The 15,333-nt window shown below is 74.6% G+C and carries 11 protein-coding genes; 4 read left to right on the top strand and 7 right to left on the bottom strand.

Annotated elements, in window-relative coordinates:
* Positions 1–49 precede the first annotated feature (49 nt).
* Complete coding sequence (locus ACZ516_RS11400) at positions 50–1,312, top strand: MFS transporter (protein ID WP_361085303.1); 1,263 nt, start codon at positions 50–52, stop codon at positions 1,310–1,312.
* A gap of 56 nt (positions 1,313–1,368) precedes the next feature.
* Here the strand turns inward: ACZ516_RS11400 and ACZ516_RS11395 are convergent, their stop codons facing one another.
* From ACZ516_RS11395 to ACZ516_RS11385, 3 genes are all read right to left on the bottom strand, one after another.
* Complete coding sequence (locus ACZ516_RS11395; protein WP_361085306.1) at positions 1,369–4,287, bottom strand: helix-turn-helix transcriptional regulator; 2,919 nt, start codon at positions 4,285–4,287, stop codon at positions 1,369–1,371.
* 94 nt (positions 4,288–4,381) lie between these two features.
* Entirely contained in the window at positions 4,382–4,606 is a 225-nt protein-coding gene (locus tag ACZ516_RS11390) for a hypothetical protein (protein ID WP_358578813.1), read from the bottom strand.
* Positions 4,607–4,676: 70 nt separating this feature from the next.
* Positions 4,677–7,904: a type 2 lanthipeptide synthetase LanM family protein gene (locus ACZ516_RS11385; protein ID WP_469009791.1), complete on the bottom strand. Its 3,228-nt coding sequence runs from the start codon at positions 7,902–7,904 to the stop codon at positions 4,677–4,679.
* 354 nt (positions 7,905–8,258) lie between these two features.
* On the opposite strand from ACZ516_RS11385, the gene ACZ516_RS11380 reads away from it, so the two are divergent.
* Together ACZ516_RS11380 and ACZ516_RS11375 are read left to right on the top strand one after the other, a co-directional pair.
* The gene (locus ACZ516_RS11380) at positions 8,259–8,885 is read left to right on the top strand and encodes a helix-turn-helix transcriptional regulator (protein WP_361085311.1); all 627 of its coding nucleotides are present in this window, start codon (positions 8,259–8,261) and stop codon (positions 8,883–8,885) included.
* Entirely contained in the window at positions 8,882–9,337 is a 456-nt protein-coding gene (locus ACZ516_RS11375; protein ID WP_469009790.1) for a helix-turn-helix transcriptional regulator, read from the top strand. Before ACZ516_RS11380 ends, ACZ516_RS11375 begins: the two co-directional genes overlap by 4 nt.
* A gap of 48 nt (positions 9,338–9,385) precedes the next feature.
* On the opposite strand, the gene ACZ516_RS11370 is transcribed toward ACZ516_RS11375, so the two are convergent.
* Positions 9,386–10,312: an NAD(P)-dependent oxidoreductase gene (locus ACZ516_RS11370; RefSeq protein WP_469009788.1), complete on the bottom strand. Its 927-nt coding sequence runs from the start codon at positions 10,310–10,312 to the stop codon at positions 9,386–9,388.
* A gap of 181 nt (positions 10,313–10,493) precedes the next feature.
* On the opposite strand from ACZ516_RS11370, the gene ACZ516_RS11365 reads away from it, so the two are divergent.
* Positions 10,494–11,093, top strand: a complete 600-nt coding sequence (locus ACZ516_RS11365; RefSeq protein ID WP_469009787.1) for a TetR/AcrR family transcriptional regulator — start codon at positions 10,494–10,496, stop codon at positions 11,091–11,093.
* A 470-nt stretch (positions 11,094–11,563) separates the two neighbouring features.
* Here the strand turns inward: ACZ516_RS11365 and ACZ516_RS11360 are convergent, their stop codons facing one another.
* Genes ACZ516_RS11360 through ACZ516_RS11350 form a run of 3 tightly spaced genes read right to left on the bottom strand, consistent with a single transcriptional unit; the run spans position 11,564 to position 15,012 of the window.
* Positions 11,564–12,511: an aldo/keto reductase gene (locus tag ACZ516_RS11360; protein WP_469009786.1), complete on the bottom strand. Its 948-nt coding sequence runs from the start codon at positions 12,509–12,511 to the stop codon at positions 11,564–11,566.
* 54 nt (positions 12,512–12,565) lie between these two features.
* Complete coding sequence (locus tag ACZ516_RS11355) at positions 12,566–14,041, bottom strand: GMC family oxidoreductase (protein WP_469009785.1); 1,476 nt, start codon at positions 14,039–14,041, stop codon at positions 12,566–12,568.
* A gap of 14 nt (positions 14,042–14,055) precedes the next feature.
* A complete protein-coding gene (locus ACZ516_RS11350) occupies positions 14,056–15,012 on the bottom strand; it encodes an adenosine kinase (protein WP_469009783.1) in 957 nt (318 codons plus the stop codon).
* Positions 15,013–15,333 lie beyond the last annotated feature (321 nt).

Below are 15,333 nucleotides of genomic sequence, written 5' to 3'. Positions count from 1 at the left end.
TCCGCCACCGCACCGCGGCCGCCCCGGCGGCCCGACGAAGGGTCCGATCATGGCCACCACGCTGACCAGCGCGGGAACGCGGCTGCGCGCACCCGCCAAGCTGCCCGCCTTCCGGATGCTGTGGCTGGGACAGTCGCTGTCCCTGCTGGGGGACGGCTTCAGCTACATCGCCTTCTCCTGGATCACCCTGAGCCTGACGCAGTCCACCCTCACCCTCGGCTACGTCCTCGCCTTCCAGGCGGTGCCGCGGGCACTGCTGACCCTGGTCGGCGGCTCACTCAGCGACAAGTGGTCCCCGCGGACCCTGATGACGCTCTCCAGCTGGGCCCGGGCCGTGCTGATGGGGGGCGTCGGGCTGATCGGGATGACGGGGTCGCTGACGGTGGCGATGCTGTGCTGCGCCGCCGCCGCGTTCGGCGCCGTCGACGCGTTCTTCCAGCCGGCCCGGGCCTCGATCCTGCCCTCGGTGGTGGCCAAGGAGCAACTGGCCCCGGCCAACGCGCTCCTGGCGGTCGGCACCAAGGTGTCCTCCGTCCTGGGCCCCGCCGTCGGCGGCATGGTGGTCGCCCTCTCGGACGCGCCCGTCGCCTTCCTCGTGGACGGAGTGTGCTTCGCGCTCTGCGGGCTGTGCGTCTCGCGGATACGGACGGCCGCGGCGCGGGACGAGCCAGGGGAGACGTCGCCGGCTCCGGCCGCGCCGGAGGCCGCGGACTCCCTGTTCACCCGGATGCGGGCCGGGCTGCGCTACGCCCTGGAGGACCCGCGGATCCGCTCGATCCTCGTCATCGACACGGTGATGACCTTCTGTTATGCCGGTACCTTCACGGTCGGCTTCGCGACCCTCGCCAAGGTGGACCTGCACGGCGGGTCCGCGGCCCTGGGCCTGCTCAACGGCGCCCTGGCGGGCGGCGCGCTGCTGGGCACACTGGTCGGCGGATCGCTCAGCGGCCTGCCCCGGGTGGGTCTTTTGATCGCCGGGCTCGCCGGATGGCTCGCGGTGGGCATGGCGGTGCTGGGGCTGACGGACAGTACGGTGACCGCGTTCGTGACCGTCCTGGTGATGGGCTTCGGCATCGGGTTCCAGGGCGTCTTCGGCCTCAGCTGGATCCAGCGCACCATCGACCCCTCGGTGCTCAGCCGGGTGATCTCCATCGACATGGTCCTCGGCTACGCCATCGCGCCCGTCTCGCTGATCCTGTGCGGGGGCCTGGCCCAGGGCGGCAGCGGTCCGATGTTCGCGGTGTCGGGCGCCCTCCTCGCGCTGACGGCGGTGGGGCTGCTCAGCTCCCGGGCGGTGCGGGGGATGCGCTGAGCGGGCGGTACCGGGTGCGGTGGACAGGGCCGGGGCCCGCCGCGGCTCGTCGGGCCCTACGCCCGCAGGGAGGCCGAGAGTTCGCACAGGGCGGCCCGGTTGCTGCGGCCCGTCTTGGCCCCGAGGCTGGCGATGTGCTTCTCCACCGTGCGGGGCGAGATGTAGAGGCGGTCGGCGATGTCCTTGTTCCCCAGCCGCTCCGCGAGCAGCCGGAAGACCTCGTACTCGCGGACCGTGACCCCCTGGGTGCGCAGGACGTCCGGGATGTCGCCCGAGCCGCTGCGCCGCTGGGCGACGGAAGCGCCCATCCGGCGCAGGGCGGCCCGGCAGGCGTTGGCGACCGGGGCCACCTGCTGCTGGTGGAAGTGGAGTTCGGCGCGGCGCAGCCAGGCCACCGGCTCGCCCCAGCCGTCCTCGTGGGCCGCCTCGGCGATCAGCCGCAGGCCCAGGTGCAGGGCGGTGGCGTACGGCTCGGCGGTGCGCAGGGCCTCGTTGACGGCCGCGGCCGCCAGGTCGGGTCTGCCCTCCCGGCCGAGCAGCACGGCGCCCGCGAAGTGCACGAACTGCCGGTTCCAGCGCATCCGGCCGGGGGCGGTGGCGGCGATGTTCTCGTAGGGGCCGCGGCCTGCCTCGCCGGAGAGCACGTCCAGGAGCAGCCCGACGCCGTACCGGCCGCTGAGGTAGTAGGTGCTGGGGTTGGTGTTCTCCAGCTCGGCCACGGCGTGCAGTTCGCCGACGGCGGCGGGCCGGTCCTCCTCCAGCAGCGCGCAGAACGCGCGGGCCAGGCCCCGGGTCAGCGGCTCCTCCTGGGAACCTCTGCCGTCCCACTCGGCGAAGGCGGCGAGCGCCCCTTCCATGGCCGCCCGGTCGCCCTGGTGCGCCGCGAGGGTCGCCTTGGCCATCAGGACGTAGCGGGTGACGGGGGCCAGGCGCAGCCGCTGTACGACGGCCAGGCACTCCTCGGCGCCCTGCGCGGCGGCGGCGAAATCGGCCCGCAGCGCCGCGTCCAGGATCATGATGCTGTCGATGGTGTACACGATGGTGGCGGAGCCGAGCCGCTGGGCCTCGCTGCGGGCCGCGAGGAGCGGGACCGTGTTCCCCTCGGTCAGCCAGTTGTTCCCGCCGATGCGGGTGAGGGCGTACATCCGCTGGAGCGGCAGCTGGTGCTGCTCGGCGGTGTGCAGGGCCGATTCCAGCAGGGCCGTGGCCTCGTCGAAGTCGCGCTCGCGGGCGAGGGTGGCGAGCAGTTCCCAGGCCTGGCAGACCACCGTGGGCAGACCGTGCCGTTCGGCGGCCTGGAGCGCCGAGTAGGCGAGCTTCTCGGCGAGTTGGGTGCGGTCGGGGCCCGGGGTGTCGAGGGCGAGGTAGGCGGCCGTGACGTCGATGGAGGCCGTGCCGCACTCGTCGGGGTGTTCGGCGAGCAGGGCTCTGGCCTGGGCTATCTGCCGGTTCCCGTCCTCCCAGCGCCCGGCGGTGTGGGCGACCTTCGCCAGCCGGGTGTGCAGGGCGGCGAGGCGCCCGGCGCTCAGGCCGCTGCCGCCGAGGGTGTGCAGGTTCTCGGCGAAACCGAAGGCCTGGGCGAAGTCGCCGGCTTCGGCGAGGGCGGGCAGCAGGGCCTCCATGGCGGCGGTACGGCCCGCCGCGTCCCCGCTGGCCGCGAGCAGCCGCTCGGCCCGGCCCAGCAGGGTGACCGCCGAGCCGATGGCGCCGGCTCCCAGGGCCCGCATTCCCGCGACGGTGAACAGCCGCCCCGCTTCCCCGTCGTCCCCGGCCTGTGCACGCAACTCCGCGACCAGCGGGCACCATTCGCCCTCCAGGTCGGGATAGAGCGCCTGGACCGCGTCGGCGGCGCGCCCGGACATCTCCGCCCGGTTGGTGGGCGTGAGCTGGGTCAGCAGCGCCTCGGCGGTGAGCGAGTGGCGGAACGCGTACCAGTCGGGGGCCGGTTCGTCGTGCACGACGAGCTGCGCCGCGACGCCCGCGTGCAGGTGGCTGAGCAGGCTGCGGTCGTCGATCCCGGTCATCCGCTGCAGCACGGTCAGCGGGAACCGGCGGCCGATGACGGCGGCGGCCGACAGCAGGGTCAGGCCTTGGGGAGCGAGGCGGTCGACGCGTCGCAGGATGCCGCGGGCGAGGGCGGTGGAGACGTCGCTGCGCAGGTCGCCGACGACCCGCCAGCCGTCCTCGGCGCGTACCAGGGCGCCGCTGCCGATCATGCCCTGGAGGAGTTCCTCGACGAGGAAGGGACTGCCCGCGCTGTCGTCCCAGAGCCGGTCGAGGGCCGCCTCCGGCACGCCGTCCGGTTCGGTGTCGAGCTGCGCGGCGATCACGGCGCGGACCTCGGGGCGGGTCAGCGGGGCCAACTGGAGGACGGTTCCCACCCCGCGGCGGCGCGCCGATTCGGCCATGTCGAGGGCGTCGCAGGATTCGGTGCGGATCGTGACCAGGAGGACGACGTTGGTGTATTCGAGGTTGTCCACGAGGTACTCGACGACCGCGAGGGTCTCGGGGTCGGCGTCGTGCAGGTCCTCCAGCAGGAGGAGCTGGCCGTCCTCCCGGCCGGTGGCGATGAGCAGCCGCAGCACGGCCTCGCCGAGGATGACCATCGAGCTGTTGTCCTGGGCGTCGCTGCTCCAGTCCGGGATGATCCGGCCCAGCGCGGGCCGGTAGGGCCCGAGCGGCAGGTCGTCCAGGGACGGGCCGCCGCTCGGCCCGCCGCGGAACAGCGCCATGAGCGCTTCGGTCAAGGGCCGGAAAGGCACGGTGGGGCCGGTGGTGCTGCTCCGGCCCCGCAGTGCCCGCATTCCGGCGGTGAAGGCCATTCCGACGGCCTCGGCGGCGAGCCGGGACTTTCCGATGCCCGCTTCGCCGACCAGGAAGACGACCCCGCCCCGTCCGTCCCTCGCCTCGGTCAACGCCTGCTTGATCTCCAAGAGGTGTGCGTCACGACCGATGATGTACCGCGTACGGGGCATGTGCGCAAATCTAGTTCATGCGCAGGTCGGCCGTGCACCCAAAGTCGGCCTCTCCCTCGTGCCCTCCCGCGCGATCGCGGCGCGAACAGGGCTCCTACCAGGTGACGTTCGGGGCCGAGACGCTGGTGTCCATCTGGCTCAGCGTGACCACGAGTCCGCTGGTGAGCACGAGACCGGCCAGGGCGCGGGCCCGCGCGCACGCTCTGTTGCGGCCCGACAGGGTGATGCCGCCCGCGGGGTCCTCGGCGGGAGACGCGGTGGTGGCGTCGACGGCGTCGGTGGTGATGTCCGCGGTGGCGTTGACCTGGAGCTCGCGCATGGTGGTGAGTCCCTTTCTCGGAACCTGAAGTGGAGTGTGGTGCTCGGAACGGCGGTGGGGACGGGGTGGATCAGTGGAGCAGGAGGACGGACGGGACCGTCCCCGGGAAGCCCAGCCTGAGCAGGGCGTAGCCGATGCCGGACAGACCGGTGAGGAGTCCGGGTGAGGGGACGTGGTCGGGGGTGCCGCAGCGGTGGCCCTGGTCTTCGAGGCGGCCGAGGACCTGACCGGCCCGGTGGGTGAGGGCGGTGGCGGCGCCGGCGTGGCCCTGGTCGGCGAGGACGCTGAGCAGTTCCAGGGAGCCGAGCGTGCCGTGGCCCAGACTGAGGTCGTCGAACTCGGCGGCCTGTGTGGACCGGCCGGCCGCGGCGGGATCGCCCAGCAGCGCCGCGCACCGGGTCAGTTCGGCCTGGGGCACCGGCCGGCCCACCCGGGCCAGCGCGTCGGCCGCGGCGAGCGCGGTGCCCGCAAGACCGGAGTACCAGCCGAGGTCGGCCGGGTGGCGCAGCGCCGCGTCCAGTGCCGGCCGCAGCAGCGCGGCGCCGGTACGGGCGCACTCCTCGGCCCGCGCGGTGGTGGCCGCGGGGCCCCGCTCGGCGGCGGCGTAGCACAGCAGGGCCCAGCCGATGCCCGCGTCGCCGTGGGCGAAGCCGGGATCCGCGAGGCCGGCTCCGGCGGCCGGGCGCCGTGCGGCTCGGTCGAGCAGCCGGTCGGCGAAGGCGTCCGCGAGGGCGGCGGCGCCCGGCATCCCGGTGAGGCGGTGCACGGCGACGGTGGCGGCCAGCGCTCCGGCGAGGCCGTCGGCCAGGTCGGCCGGGCCGTCGGGGTCGGCTTCGACGGCCAGGGCGAGGGCGGTGAGCGCGTCGGGCAGGGCGGCCCGGAGCGGGCCGGCCCCGGTAAGGCCACCGCTCGCGGCCCCGTCCCCGTCGCCCGGCAGGACGGCGAGTCGGGCCACGGTGTAGACGATGCCGCCCAGTCCGTGCAGGGCGCCCGGCCCCACGGCGGCGCTCAGCGCCGGGCCGGCGGCCAGCGCGGCCAGCAGCTCCGGCAGCGGGGCGGCGGCCTGGCGGGCCAGCGCGGTATAGCGTCCGGCGCCGGTCAGCGCGCCGAGCTGGGCCAGGAAGAGGGCCACTCCGCAGTAGCCCTGGGCGAGTCCGCCACCCATCGGCAGCACGGCCCAGTGCTCCCCGGCGACCTGCTCCAGGCCGAGCCAGTTGACCCGGCCGTCCCCGTGCACGGCGCGGGCCGCGATCTCGTCGGCGATCCCGCAGGCCGCGGTCAGCAACCGGGAGGGCTCGGGCACGACGGCGGGGGCCGGGTGCCCGGCCAGCGCCGAACGGGGGCGGCCCCCGGTGAGGTTGGCACCGGTCACCGCGAGGGTGGCCGAGATGATCCACTCCTGGTCGTGCCGGTCCACCTCGCCCATGGCGGCGATCTTGTCGAGCGCCGTCCGCAGGCTCGGCGCGGGCAACACCCCCTCGACGCACGTGCCCCGCGAGGTCCGTACCACGGTGTCTGCCGGGTGGTGGAAGAAGAGCGGCACGTCACCGGCCCACAGATCGGCGGTCTCGTCCTCGATCAGGCGCCGGCGGGCCGGGTCGTTCTCGGACTCCGCCCAAAGGACGGCGAAGAGCGCGTCGCGGGTCAGCGCGTCGCCCAGCACGTCGGGGTGCGTCGACTCCTCCAGGAGGGTCGTGTAGAGCCGGGTGGCACGGGCGATCAGCCGGCCCGGGCTGGTGGCCCAGCGGACCAGCAGCCCGTCTTCGCCGAGGAGTTCGGACCGGTGCGCGACGATCGCGTCGTAGCCCGCCCGGAAGCCTTCGAGCAGCGCGGCCCGGTGGTCGCCGTGACCGGCGGCCGGGCCCCGGGGGGCCGGCCGGTTCTGCCCGGCCGGGGTCTCGACGCGACCGCGCCGCACCCGCATCTCGTCCGTTCCGGCGCCTTCCCAGCTCATCCCCTCGCTCGGGTAGGAACCGCCCTCGCCGCCGCCGAAGGCGGAGATGTCCATGGCGCCGTGCTCGCCGATCAGCAGGCTCGGCAGCAGGCAGGTGCGGTGGACGGAGGCGGACAGGGCGGCCGCGGCCGGGTCGGATCCGCAGGTCACGGCGGCGGGCAGACCGGCGTGGAGGAGGGTCTCGGCGTCCACCAGGACCGGCTGGTCCCGGCAGGCGATGACGTTCTCGTAGTGCATGTCCACGCCGTCCACCGCGTACAGCAGGGCGAGCAGCGCGCCCTGGCGGCGGTAGAACCGGTCCAGCTCCGTGGGCGAGGTGCACCAGGCGTGCTCGATGAACTCCAGCCAGCCGTATCCCGGCCGGCGCACCGAGCGCGGGGTCCGCAGGCCGAGGCCGGCGACCTTGCCGTTCGTCCAGGCGATCGCCTGGCCGAGGAGGACGTGCTGGTCGAGCGGGCGGGGCTTGTACACGACGGTGGCGCCGTCGGCGAAGCGCAGCAGGGCCACCGCGCGGTTGCCCTGGTGGACGTCGCCGCGGCCGAGGTCGATCCGTACCAGCGCTCCGGGCTCGGTGCCGCCGAGCAGGCCGCGGACGAGCGCGGCGCGGTCGGCGGTGTAGCGCCGGACCAGTTCCACCGTCGCGTCCGTGGCGTGGAGGCAGGACTGGGCCAGCATCCGGGCCAGTACCGGGTAGGCGGCGAAGAGCGCGGCCAGGCCGTCCCGGGTGCCGAGCCGGCCGAGGAAGTCGGCGAACCGCTCCCGCGAGGTCCTGCCCGCCAACTGCCCGGCGGCGCGCGCCGTGTGCAGTTCCCTGACCAGGGTCCGCGCGCTCTGGCGGATCAGCCGGTCGCCGAGCCAGCCCTCGAACGCGGTGCGGACCGGGGCCAGTTCCGACTCCGACAGCTCGATCCGCGCGGCCGCCTGCGTCCAGGCCGCCTCGGTCAGGGGGCGCAGCGCGGGCAGGAAGACCGCGGCGCCGCCCGCCTCTTGGGAGCCGGCCGCCGACGCGGCGGTGCCTGCCTCGGGCCCGGCCGGGGCCGAGGCCACGATCCGTTCGATGTAACCGGCCCACTCCGGCTTCTCGGCGCGGGCGGCCAGTTGCCAGGAGCGCTCCGCCGCGAGGGCGTAGCCGGTGTCCTCGGTGGCCCCCAGGCTCGCCATCCGGGCCGCGAAGCCCTCGGGGTCCCCCTGGGCCCAGGAGGCGGGCCGGGAGTGGGGAGCGGCGGGCCGTGCGGGTGCGGGGGCACCCGGGGCGTCGAGCCGCTCCCGTAGGTTCAGGGCCTGCGCCCACCAGGAGTGGGTCAGGCCGCCGACCTCGGTTTCTGCGGCGGCGGTTTCAGTCACGAGAAGGAGACTCGCAGAGGCGCCCGCCCCGCACATGGGGGCACGTCCCCCATATTCCGCGCGGCGGCCCCCACCACCCGCCGTCCGCACCGCTCGGCACCCGCCGCCGCGGTGCCCGGGCCCCGGCCCGGCGCACCCCCTCCCACCCGCCACGACGCCCGCCGGGGGCGATCCGGGCGGCGCCCTTCACCGGCTCCGACGCCCGTGACGCCGGATCCGACGCTCGTCACGCCGGGCCCGCACAAATGTGGGGGCGGGGGCCCGATGCCCCGCCGCACGGCCGCCCCCACTCTGGAACCAGCGCCCCCTCCGCCGGCCCGACACCCGGTAGGCGGATGACTTTCGGAGGATCCGGTGGGAGAACCCGTCCCTGTCCACGTCGTCGCACTCGATCCGGTGCTGGAAGCCGGCACCAAGAGCGCCCTGCTCACCTGCCCCGAGGTATCCCTGGCCGCCCCGGGTGGCGGACCCCGTGTCGTGGTCATGACCGTGGACCGCGTGGGCCCTACGGAACTCGACGTACTGCGCTCGATCCGGGACACCCCGTCCCGGCCCGACGTGGTGCTGGTGGCGGGGGAGTTGGAGCCCACCGACGCCCTGCACGCCATCGCGGCGGGGGCCCGGGGGCTGCTGCGCCGCCGCGAGGCGGATCCTGTCCGTCTCGCCCGGGCCGTACGGGCCGCCTCCCGCGGTGACTGCACGCTGCCGCCGGACCTGCTGGACCTGCTGCTGGAACACGCCGGCGGCCGGGGCACGGCCGCCGACGCGGTGGCCGGTCCCTGGGACGCGGCCGGGCTCGACGACCGGGAGCGGTCGGTCCTGCGGATGGTCGCGGACGGACACGAGACCAGCGAGATAGCCGAACGGCTCTGCTACTCACCGCGGACGGTGACCACCGTGGTCCAGAACATCACCCGGCGCTTCCGGTTGCGCAACCGCGCCCACGCGGTCGCCTACGCCCTCCGGGCAGGCATCCTGTGAGCGCCCTCGCCGCACCGCCGCGCTCGTCCGCCCGCGGGGTGGGCCGCCCGGCCACCCGCCCGGCCACCAGGGAACCCGCCTTCGAAGCGGCCCTTGAAGCGGGCCGGCTGAACCGGATGCTGGCCCAGGTCGCCACCGGTCTCGCGCCCGCCCCCGAACCGGCCCCGGACACCGTCGAGATGCCCTACCCGGACCTGGTCCGACTGCTCGGCGGTCACACCGCGCTGCCCGCCCCGCGCCCCGAACCGGCCGCGGTCGCGCCCCGACTGACCGCCCGCCAGACGTCGGTGCTGGCCCTGATGGCGGAGGGCCATGGCAACGCGGTGATCGCGCGGACCCTGTCCTGCTCGGAGCACACCGTCAAGAACGTCATCTACGAGTTGATGTCCCGCCTGCACGCCCGCAACCGCTCGCACGCGGTGGCGTGCGCGGTCCACTACAGCCTCATCTGAGCGTGGGCGGCCCTCGGCGGGTGGCGCAGCGGGGATGCCCGCCGCGGGCTACAGGGTCCGCTCCGCGGTCGCCGGTGTTGTCCGTGTCGTCGCCCCTTCGGTCCGGGCCTCGATCGCGTGGAGCACCGCGACCATGTCCTCGCCGCCGTGCCCCCGCCGTACCGTCTCGTCGTAGAGGGCGTGGCAGACGTCGAGGAGGGGGGACGCCAGAGCAGCCTTGCGGGCGGCTTCGGCGATCAGCCGGTTGTTCTTCAGGACGTCCGCGGCGGCCGCCTGGACCGAGAAGTCCCGGTCGAGGATCTTCGGCGCCTTGACGCGTGAGACGGCGCTGGCCAGGGGGCCCGCGTCCAGCACAGCGCGCAGCAGGCCCTGGTCGAGGCCGTGCCGGTCGGCGAAGTGGAAGGACTCGGCGAGTCCCGTGACCACGGTGATCAGGAACAGGTTCACGGAGTACTTCATGAGCAGCGCCTCCGGGACGGCCCCGCAGGCGAAGGTCTCGCGGCACATCGGGGCGAGCAGCGCCCGTACGTCCGCCACGGCGTCCTCGTCCCCCGCGAGCATCCCCACCAGCTCGCCCCGTTCGGCGGGGACCCGGCTCCCGGAGACGGGAGCCTCGACGTACCGTCCGCCCGCGGCCCGGATGTCGTCCTGCAGGGCACGGGAGTACTCGGCCGAGGTGGTGCCCATGTGGACGACGGTGCGGCCGGCGACGCGCGCGGCGAAGGACGGGGTGCCGCGTGCGAGGACCGTGTCGACGGCGGCCTCGTCGGCGAGCATGAGGAACACGGTGTCCGTTCGGCGGAACACCTCCTCGGCGCTCACCGCGACCTCGGCGCCCGCGGCGCGCAGCGGTTCGCACCGCTCGGCCGTGCGGTTCCACACCAGGAGCCGCGTCCCGGGGGCACGGGCCAGGTTCAGCGCCATGGGCTGCCCCATGACTCCCAGACCGATGAAGCCGACGCTGCCGACGTCCATGACGTACCGCCCTTTCCGCCCGCCCGAGAGCCGGGCGGCCGCCGAGACCTCCGACTGTGACAGCGGTCATGGTAGCGGCGATTATGACGGCGGTCATAGTGTGCGGGCGGTCGTGGTGCGAGGGCGGTCGTAGGGTGAGCCGGCGACACAACACCTACGACTGGGATGACGGAGGCCGGCGATGACCGAGGAGGAACGGGGGCCGCGCGAACGGATGGTCTTCAGCGCCGCCCAGCTCATCCGGCGCGAGGGAGTCCTCTCCACCGGCATGCGCGAGGTCGCCGCCGACGCCCGGGCGCCTCGTGGTTCGCTCCAGCACTACTTCCCCGGCGGGAAGACGCAGTTGGTCACCGAGGCGGTGGGCTGGGCGGGTGGCTACGCGGCGAAGCGGGTCGCCCGCTTCCTGGCGGCCCTGCCCGAGCCGACGCCGAGCGGTCTGTTCGCCGCGATGGTCCGCCAGTGGACCGACGAGTACGAGACGGCGGGCTTCGCCGGGGGCTGTCCGGTGGCGGCCGCCACGGTGGACTGGGCGGAATCGGTCCCCTCCGCCCGGCAGGCCGCGGCCGCCGCGTTCGGCACATGGACCGGAGCGGTGGCCGAGGCCCTGACCGGGATGGGCGTGCCGCAGGAGCGGGCCGGCGGGCTGGCCACCCTCATGATCAGCAGCCTGGAGGGGGCCGTGCTCCTCGCCCGGGCCGAACGGGACGTCCGCGCGTTGACCACCGTGGTCCGCGAACTGGGCCCCCTCCTCGACGCGGCGGTCGACACGAAGGGCGACTGAGCGCGCGGGAACCACCGCGCGGGGCGACACAGCGACCCCGCCGGAGAGCCTCAGGCGCGAGGAGCACCCGGCTCGGCCCGCCCTCGGCCACGGCCCGGAGGGGCCCCCTCCCCGCGCCACCGTCCTGCTCACCTCCTCGGAGAGGGCCCCCGCCCACTGGAAGCCCGGGTGGCGCGGCCCGGTCGTCGAGCCGCCAGGCGGCTACCGGCTGGGTCTCGCTGCGGCTCTCCGGAATCGTCCCGGCGGCCACCAACACGGCCTAAGCGCCTACGGGTGGGGCGCTTGGCAGGACCTCGGCGCCTGCTGACACCCCACGCCTCCTCGACCCCGGGTACGACCGGGCGGGCGGCAGTATCAGACCGACTTCAGCCCTGGTACTGCAACGGCAAGCACCGTTGCAGTACCAGGGCGTGCGGGGAAAGTCCCGTCTGCCGGACGCCGCGAGCCCGGCAAGGTCCGGAAGAAAGACCCTAGGGCAGGGGCCCGCCGCGGGCCGTGACCCACAACGCGTACCACTCCTCGTGGGTGAGGTCGGGTTCGCGGATGACCGCGTCCCGGCAGGCGCGCAGTCGTTCGGGGCGGCTGGTGCCGATGACGGGGGCGATCCGGGCGGGGTGGCGTTGGAGCCACCACAGAAGGACCGTCTCCGGGGTGGTCTGCTTGCGCTCGGCGAGGTCGGCGAGGAGACGGGCGGTCGGTGAGTCGGTGGCGCCGCTGTAGTGGCCTTTGGCGAGGGCTCCCCAGGCCTGGAGCTGGATCTTGTGGGCCTGGCAGTACTCGATGGTGCCGTGCGGGAAGCCGTTCGCCGCCGCGGCCGGGGTGTTCACCAGGACGCCCGCCTCGACCCAGTCGCGGCTGCGCAGGCTCATCTCCAGCTGGTTGGCGACCAGGGGGACATCGACGTACGCCTGGAGGTGGGCGATCTGCGGCGCGCTCATGTTCGACACGCCGAAGCGGCGCACCAGCCCCTGCCCGTGCAGGGACGCGAACGCCTTGGCGATGTCCTCGGGGTCGGCCAGCGGGTCGGGCCGGTGCAGCAGCAGGACGTCGATCACGTCGGTGCGCAGCCGGGTGAGGCTCTCCTCCACGCGCCGGACGATGCCGGGCCCGCGCAGGTCGTACATGCCGGGCAGGTCGCCGTCGGCCGGGCGGATGCCGCACTTGGTCTGCACGACGACACGCCGGCGCAGGTCGGGGGCGCGGGCGAGCAGTTCGCCGAAGATCGCCTCGGACTTGCCGTGCCGGTACATGTCGGCGTGGTCGAAGGTGGTGATGCCGATGTCCAGCGCGGCCTGCACGGCGGCCTCGGCGTGGGCGATGTCCGCGGCCGTGTAAGGAGCGGTGTCCCAGGTGCCGCCGAGCCCCATGCACCCGTACAGCGGCCGCCCGGGGGCGGGCACGTCGGTCTGCGCAGTCATGTCTCTCCCTCGCTTCACGCCTGTGGTGCGGCTGTCATGCCTGTGGCGCGGCTGTCACGCCTGTAGTACGGCTGCCAGCATCTCGGCTGCGGTGAGCACCGGCAGCTGGGTGTTGGCCGCCGGCACCGTCCGCAGGATCGAGGCGTCCACCACCCGCAGACCGCGCACGCCGCGCACCCTTCCTTCCCCGTCGACCACCGCGTCCGGGTCGTCCGGTCCGCCCATGGCGCAGGTGCCGACGGGATGCCAGTACGTCCCTACCCGGCTTCGCAGTTCGTGATCCGGGAGGTCCCGAAGAGAGGGGCCGGGGGCCGGTTCCGCCAGGGACTTCAGCGGGGCGGTGGCGGCCAGCTCCTCGGCCGCCCGCAGGCCCGACCGGAGCACGGCGACGTCGTGCCCCTCGGGGTCCGTGAGGAAGGCGGGCTCGATGTCCAAAGGGGCGGTGGGCTCGGCCGAACGCAGCCGGACCCGGCCGCGCGACCTGGGCTTCATGAGGAAGGCGGAGACGCCCGCCTCGTACTGGCCGGACGGCAGCGAGCCGAACAGGGGCGGCCCCGCGGTGGGGTTGATGTGCAGGTCCCAGGAGCCCGGCGGGCAGTACGGGCTCGCCGCCCGGATCAGCATCCGGCTCACGTACAGCTCACCGCGGCCCTGCTGCGCGGCCAGCTGCTCGTTCAGCTCGGCCGTCGGGCGCAGCGGCAGGAAGACGCCGGGCTGGTCGATGAGGTTCGCGCCGACGCCCGGCAGGTCCAGGACCGGCCGCACACCGCTGCGCGCCAGCTCGGCGGCGGGCCCGATCCCGCTGCGGAGCAGCACGGCCGGCGACCCGAACGTGCCGCAGGCCAGCAGGTAGGTGTCGGCGTGCAGCGTCACGCGCCCGTGCCGGGTGCCGACGTCGGCGCCGTGCACCCGTCCCGCGCGGACGGCCAGCCGGTCCACGGTGGCCTCGGCGAGGATCGTCAGGTTGGGCCGTGCGCGCGCCTCGCCCAGATAGGCGAAGGCGGCGTTGTACCGGACGCCGTCGACGGCGTTGAGCAGCGGAGTCCCGTAGCCGGGGCCGCCCGGGGCGGCCATGTCCACCTCACCGTGCCCGAGTTCGCGGGCGGCCGCCAGCGCCGCGCGGCTCCACGCGGAGAACTCACGCGCCGGTACCCGCCGCATCCCCATCTGCCGCTCCGCCCTACGGCGGAAGGGCTCCATAGCGGCGGCCGTCCACCGGGGGCCGCCCGCCCGCGCCCACTCGGCGTGGTCCGCCTGGGAGCCCCAGGTGTTCCAGCAGCCGTTGACGCAGGACGAGCCGCCGAGGACGCGGGCGCGAACGCGGTGGACGGCGGTGCGGCGCTCCCACACGTCGTCGCGGGGCAGGGCGCGCGCGTCGAGCACCTTCGAGGGCCAGTCGCGCTGTCGCGGGCCGTAGTCGCGGCCGGCCTCCACCAGGCAGACCGAGCGGTCGGGGTCCTCGCTCAGGCGGGCCGCGAGGACGCAGCCCGCGACTCCTCCGCCGAGCACGACGACGTCGTACCCCTTCACGGGAGCCGCGCCCATCATGCCCGGCCCTCGCCCGCGGCGGGCGCGTCGAGCGGGCCGGGCGCCGGGCGGCCCTCCACCGTGGCCGCCCTGGCGAGGAGTTGGTCCCGGCGGATGACGTCGGTGCGGGTGGCGGGCACGGTGCAGGCGTGGGCGCCGGCGACGGAGCCGTACAGGGCGCAGCGCCGGGGCGGCTCACCGGCCAGCAGACCGAAGAGGTAGCCGGAGGCGAAGGCGTCGCCCGCTCCGTTGGAGTCCACCACCGGCGCCGGGGGCGCCACAGCCGGGACGTGGGTCAGGTGGCCATCGGCCAGGAGGTAGGCGCCCGCCGCCCCGGCCGTGGCGACCACCACCTCGGCACGGCCCCGCGCGGCGATCCGCCGCATGGTCCGCTCCGGGTCGGACAGCTTGGCCGTCGACAGGAACACCACGTCGGCCTGGTGGGCGAAGGCCTCGTGGTAGGGCTCGGCACCGTCCCAGTCGTGCAGATCGGTCGAGATGGACACGCCCGCCGCCCGCAGGGCGGGCAGGGCGTGGGCGCAGGGCTGGGTGAGGGAGACGTGTGCGTGCCGGCTCGACCCGGCGAGGGCCGCCACCGTGGCGGGCGGCAGCCGGTCGGTCTCGTGCGAGCGGGTGTTGTCGTACAGCGAGAGGCGCCGGCCGTCGGGGGCCACGAGGTTCACCGCCCGCTTGGTCCCCGCGGCCAGCGGCACTTCGGTGAGCGGGATGCCCCGGTCGCGGTGCAGCGCGCGCACCAGCTCGCCCGGGTGGTCGTCGCCGATGACGTCGATGTGGTGCGTCCGCAGTCCCAGCGCGTGGACGCCCATCGCCACGAAGTCGCCGGTCTGCCCGGCCCGCATGTCGATGGCGGGGACCATGTGGCTGTCGGCGAAGGGCAGCGGCAGTTCGGGGACGTACACGATCGTGTCCACCCCGGCACCCCCCAGGACGAGCACGTCGATGTCAGTGGGCACAGATCCTCCTGGGCGGGGGGCCGGCGGGGCTCGGCCGGGCTGGTCCGCCCCGACCGGAGTGCAGTCAAGCACGACGGCCGATCCCGATGGAAGAGGTTGTGCAATTTATTGGCAGAGATTGCAAGCGGGGTGTCCCGGTGGCGCCACAAGGTGGGCATACTCGGCGTGAGTTGTCGGTGCGGAGGCCACAACTCGCCTGCGTTTTGGGGGAGTTCGCTCATAATTGTGCGGTTGACCCGCTCGGAGGCCGCCCCTAGGGTTCCCTGCAAATACTTTCCGCAAGCCAGCAGGAGCGCCTGCCCCGGTTGCTCCGACGACCCC

This window comes from Streptomyces sp. NPDC034037 (assembly GCF_055575715.1).
Note: the sequence above shows the minus strand (reverse complement) of the source record. Positions and strands in the feature narration are given on the sequence as shown.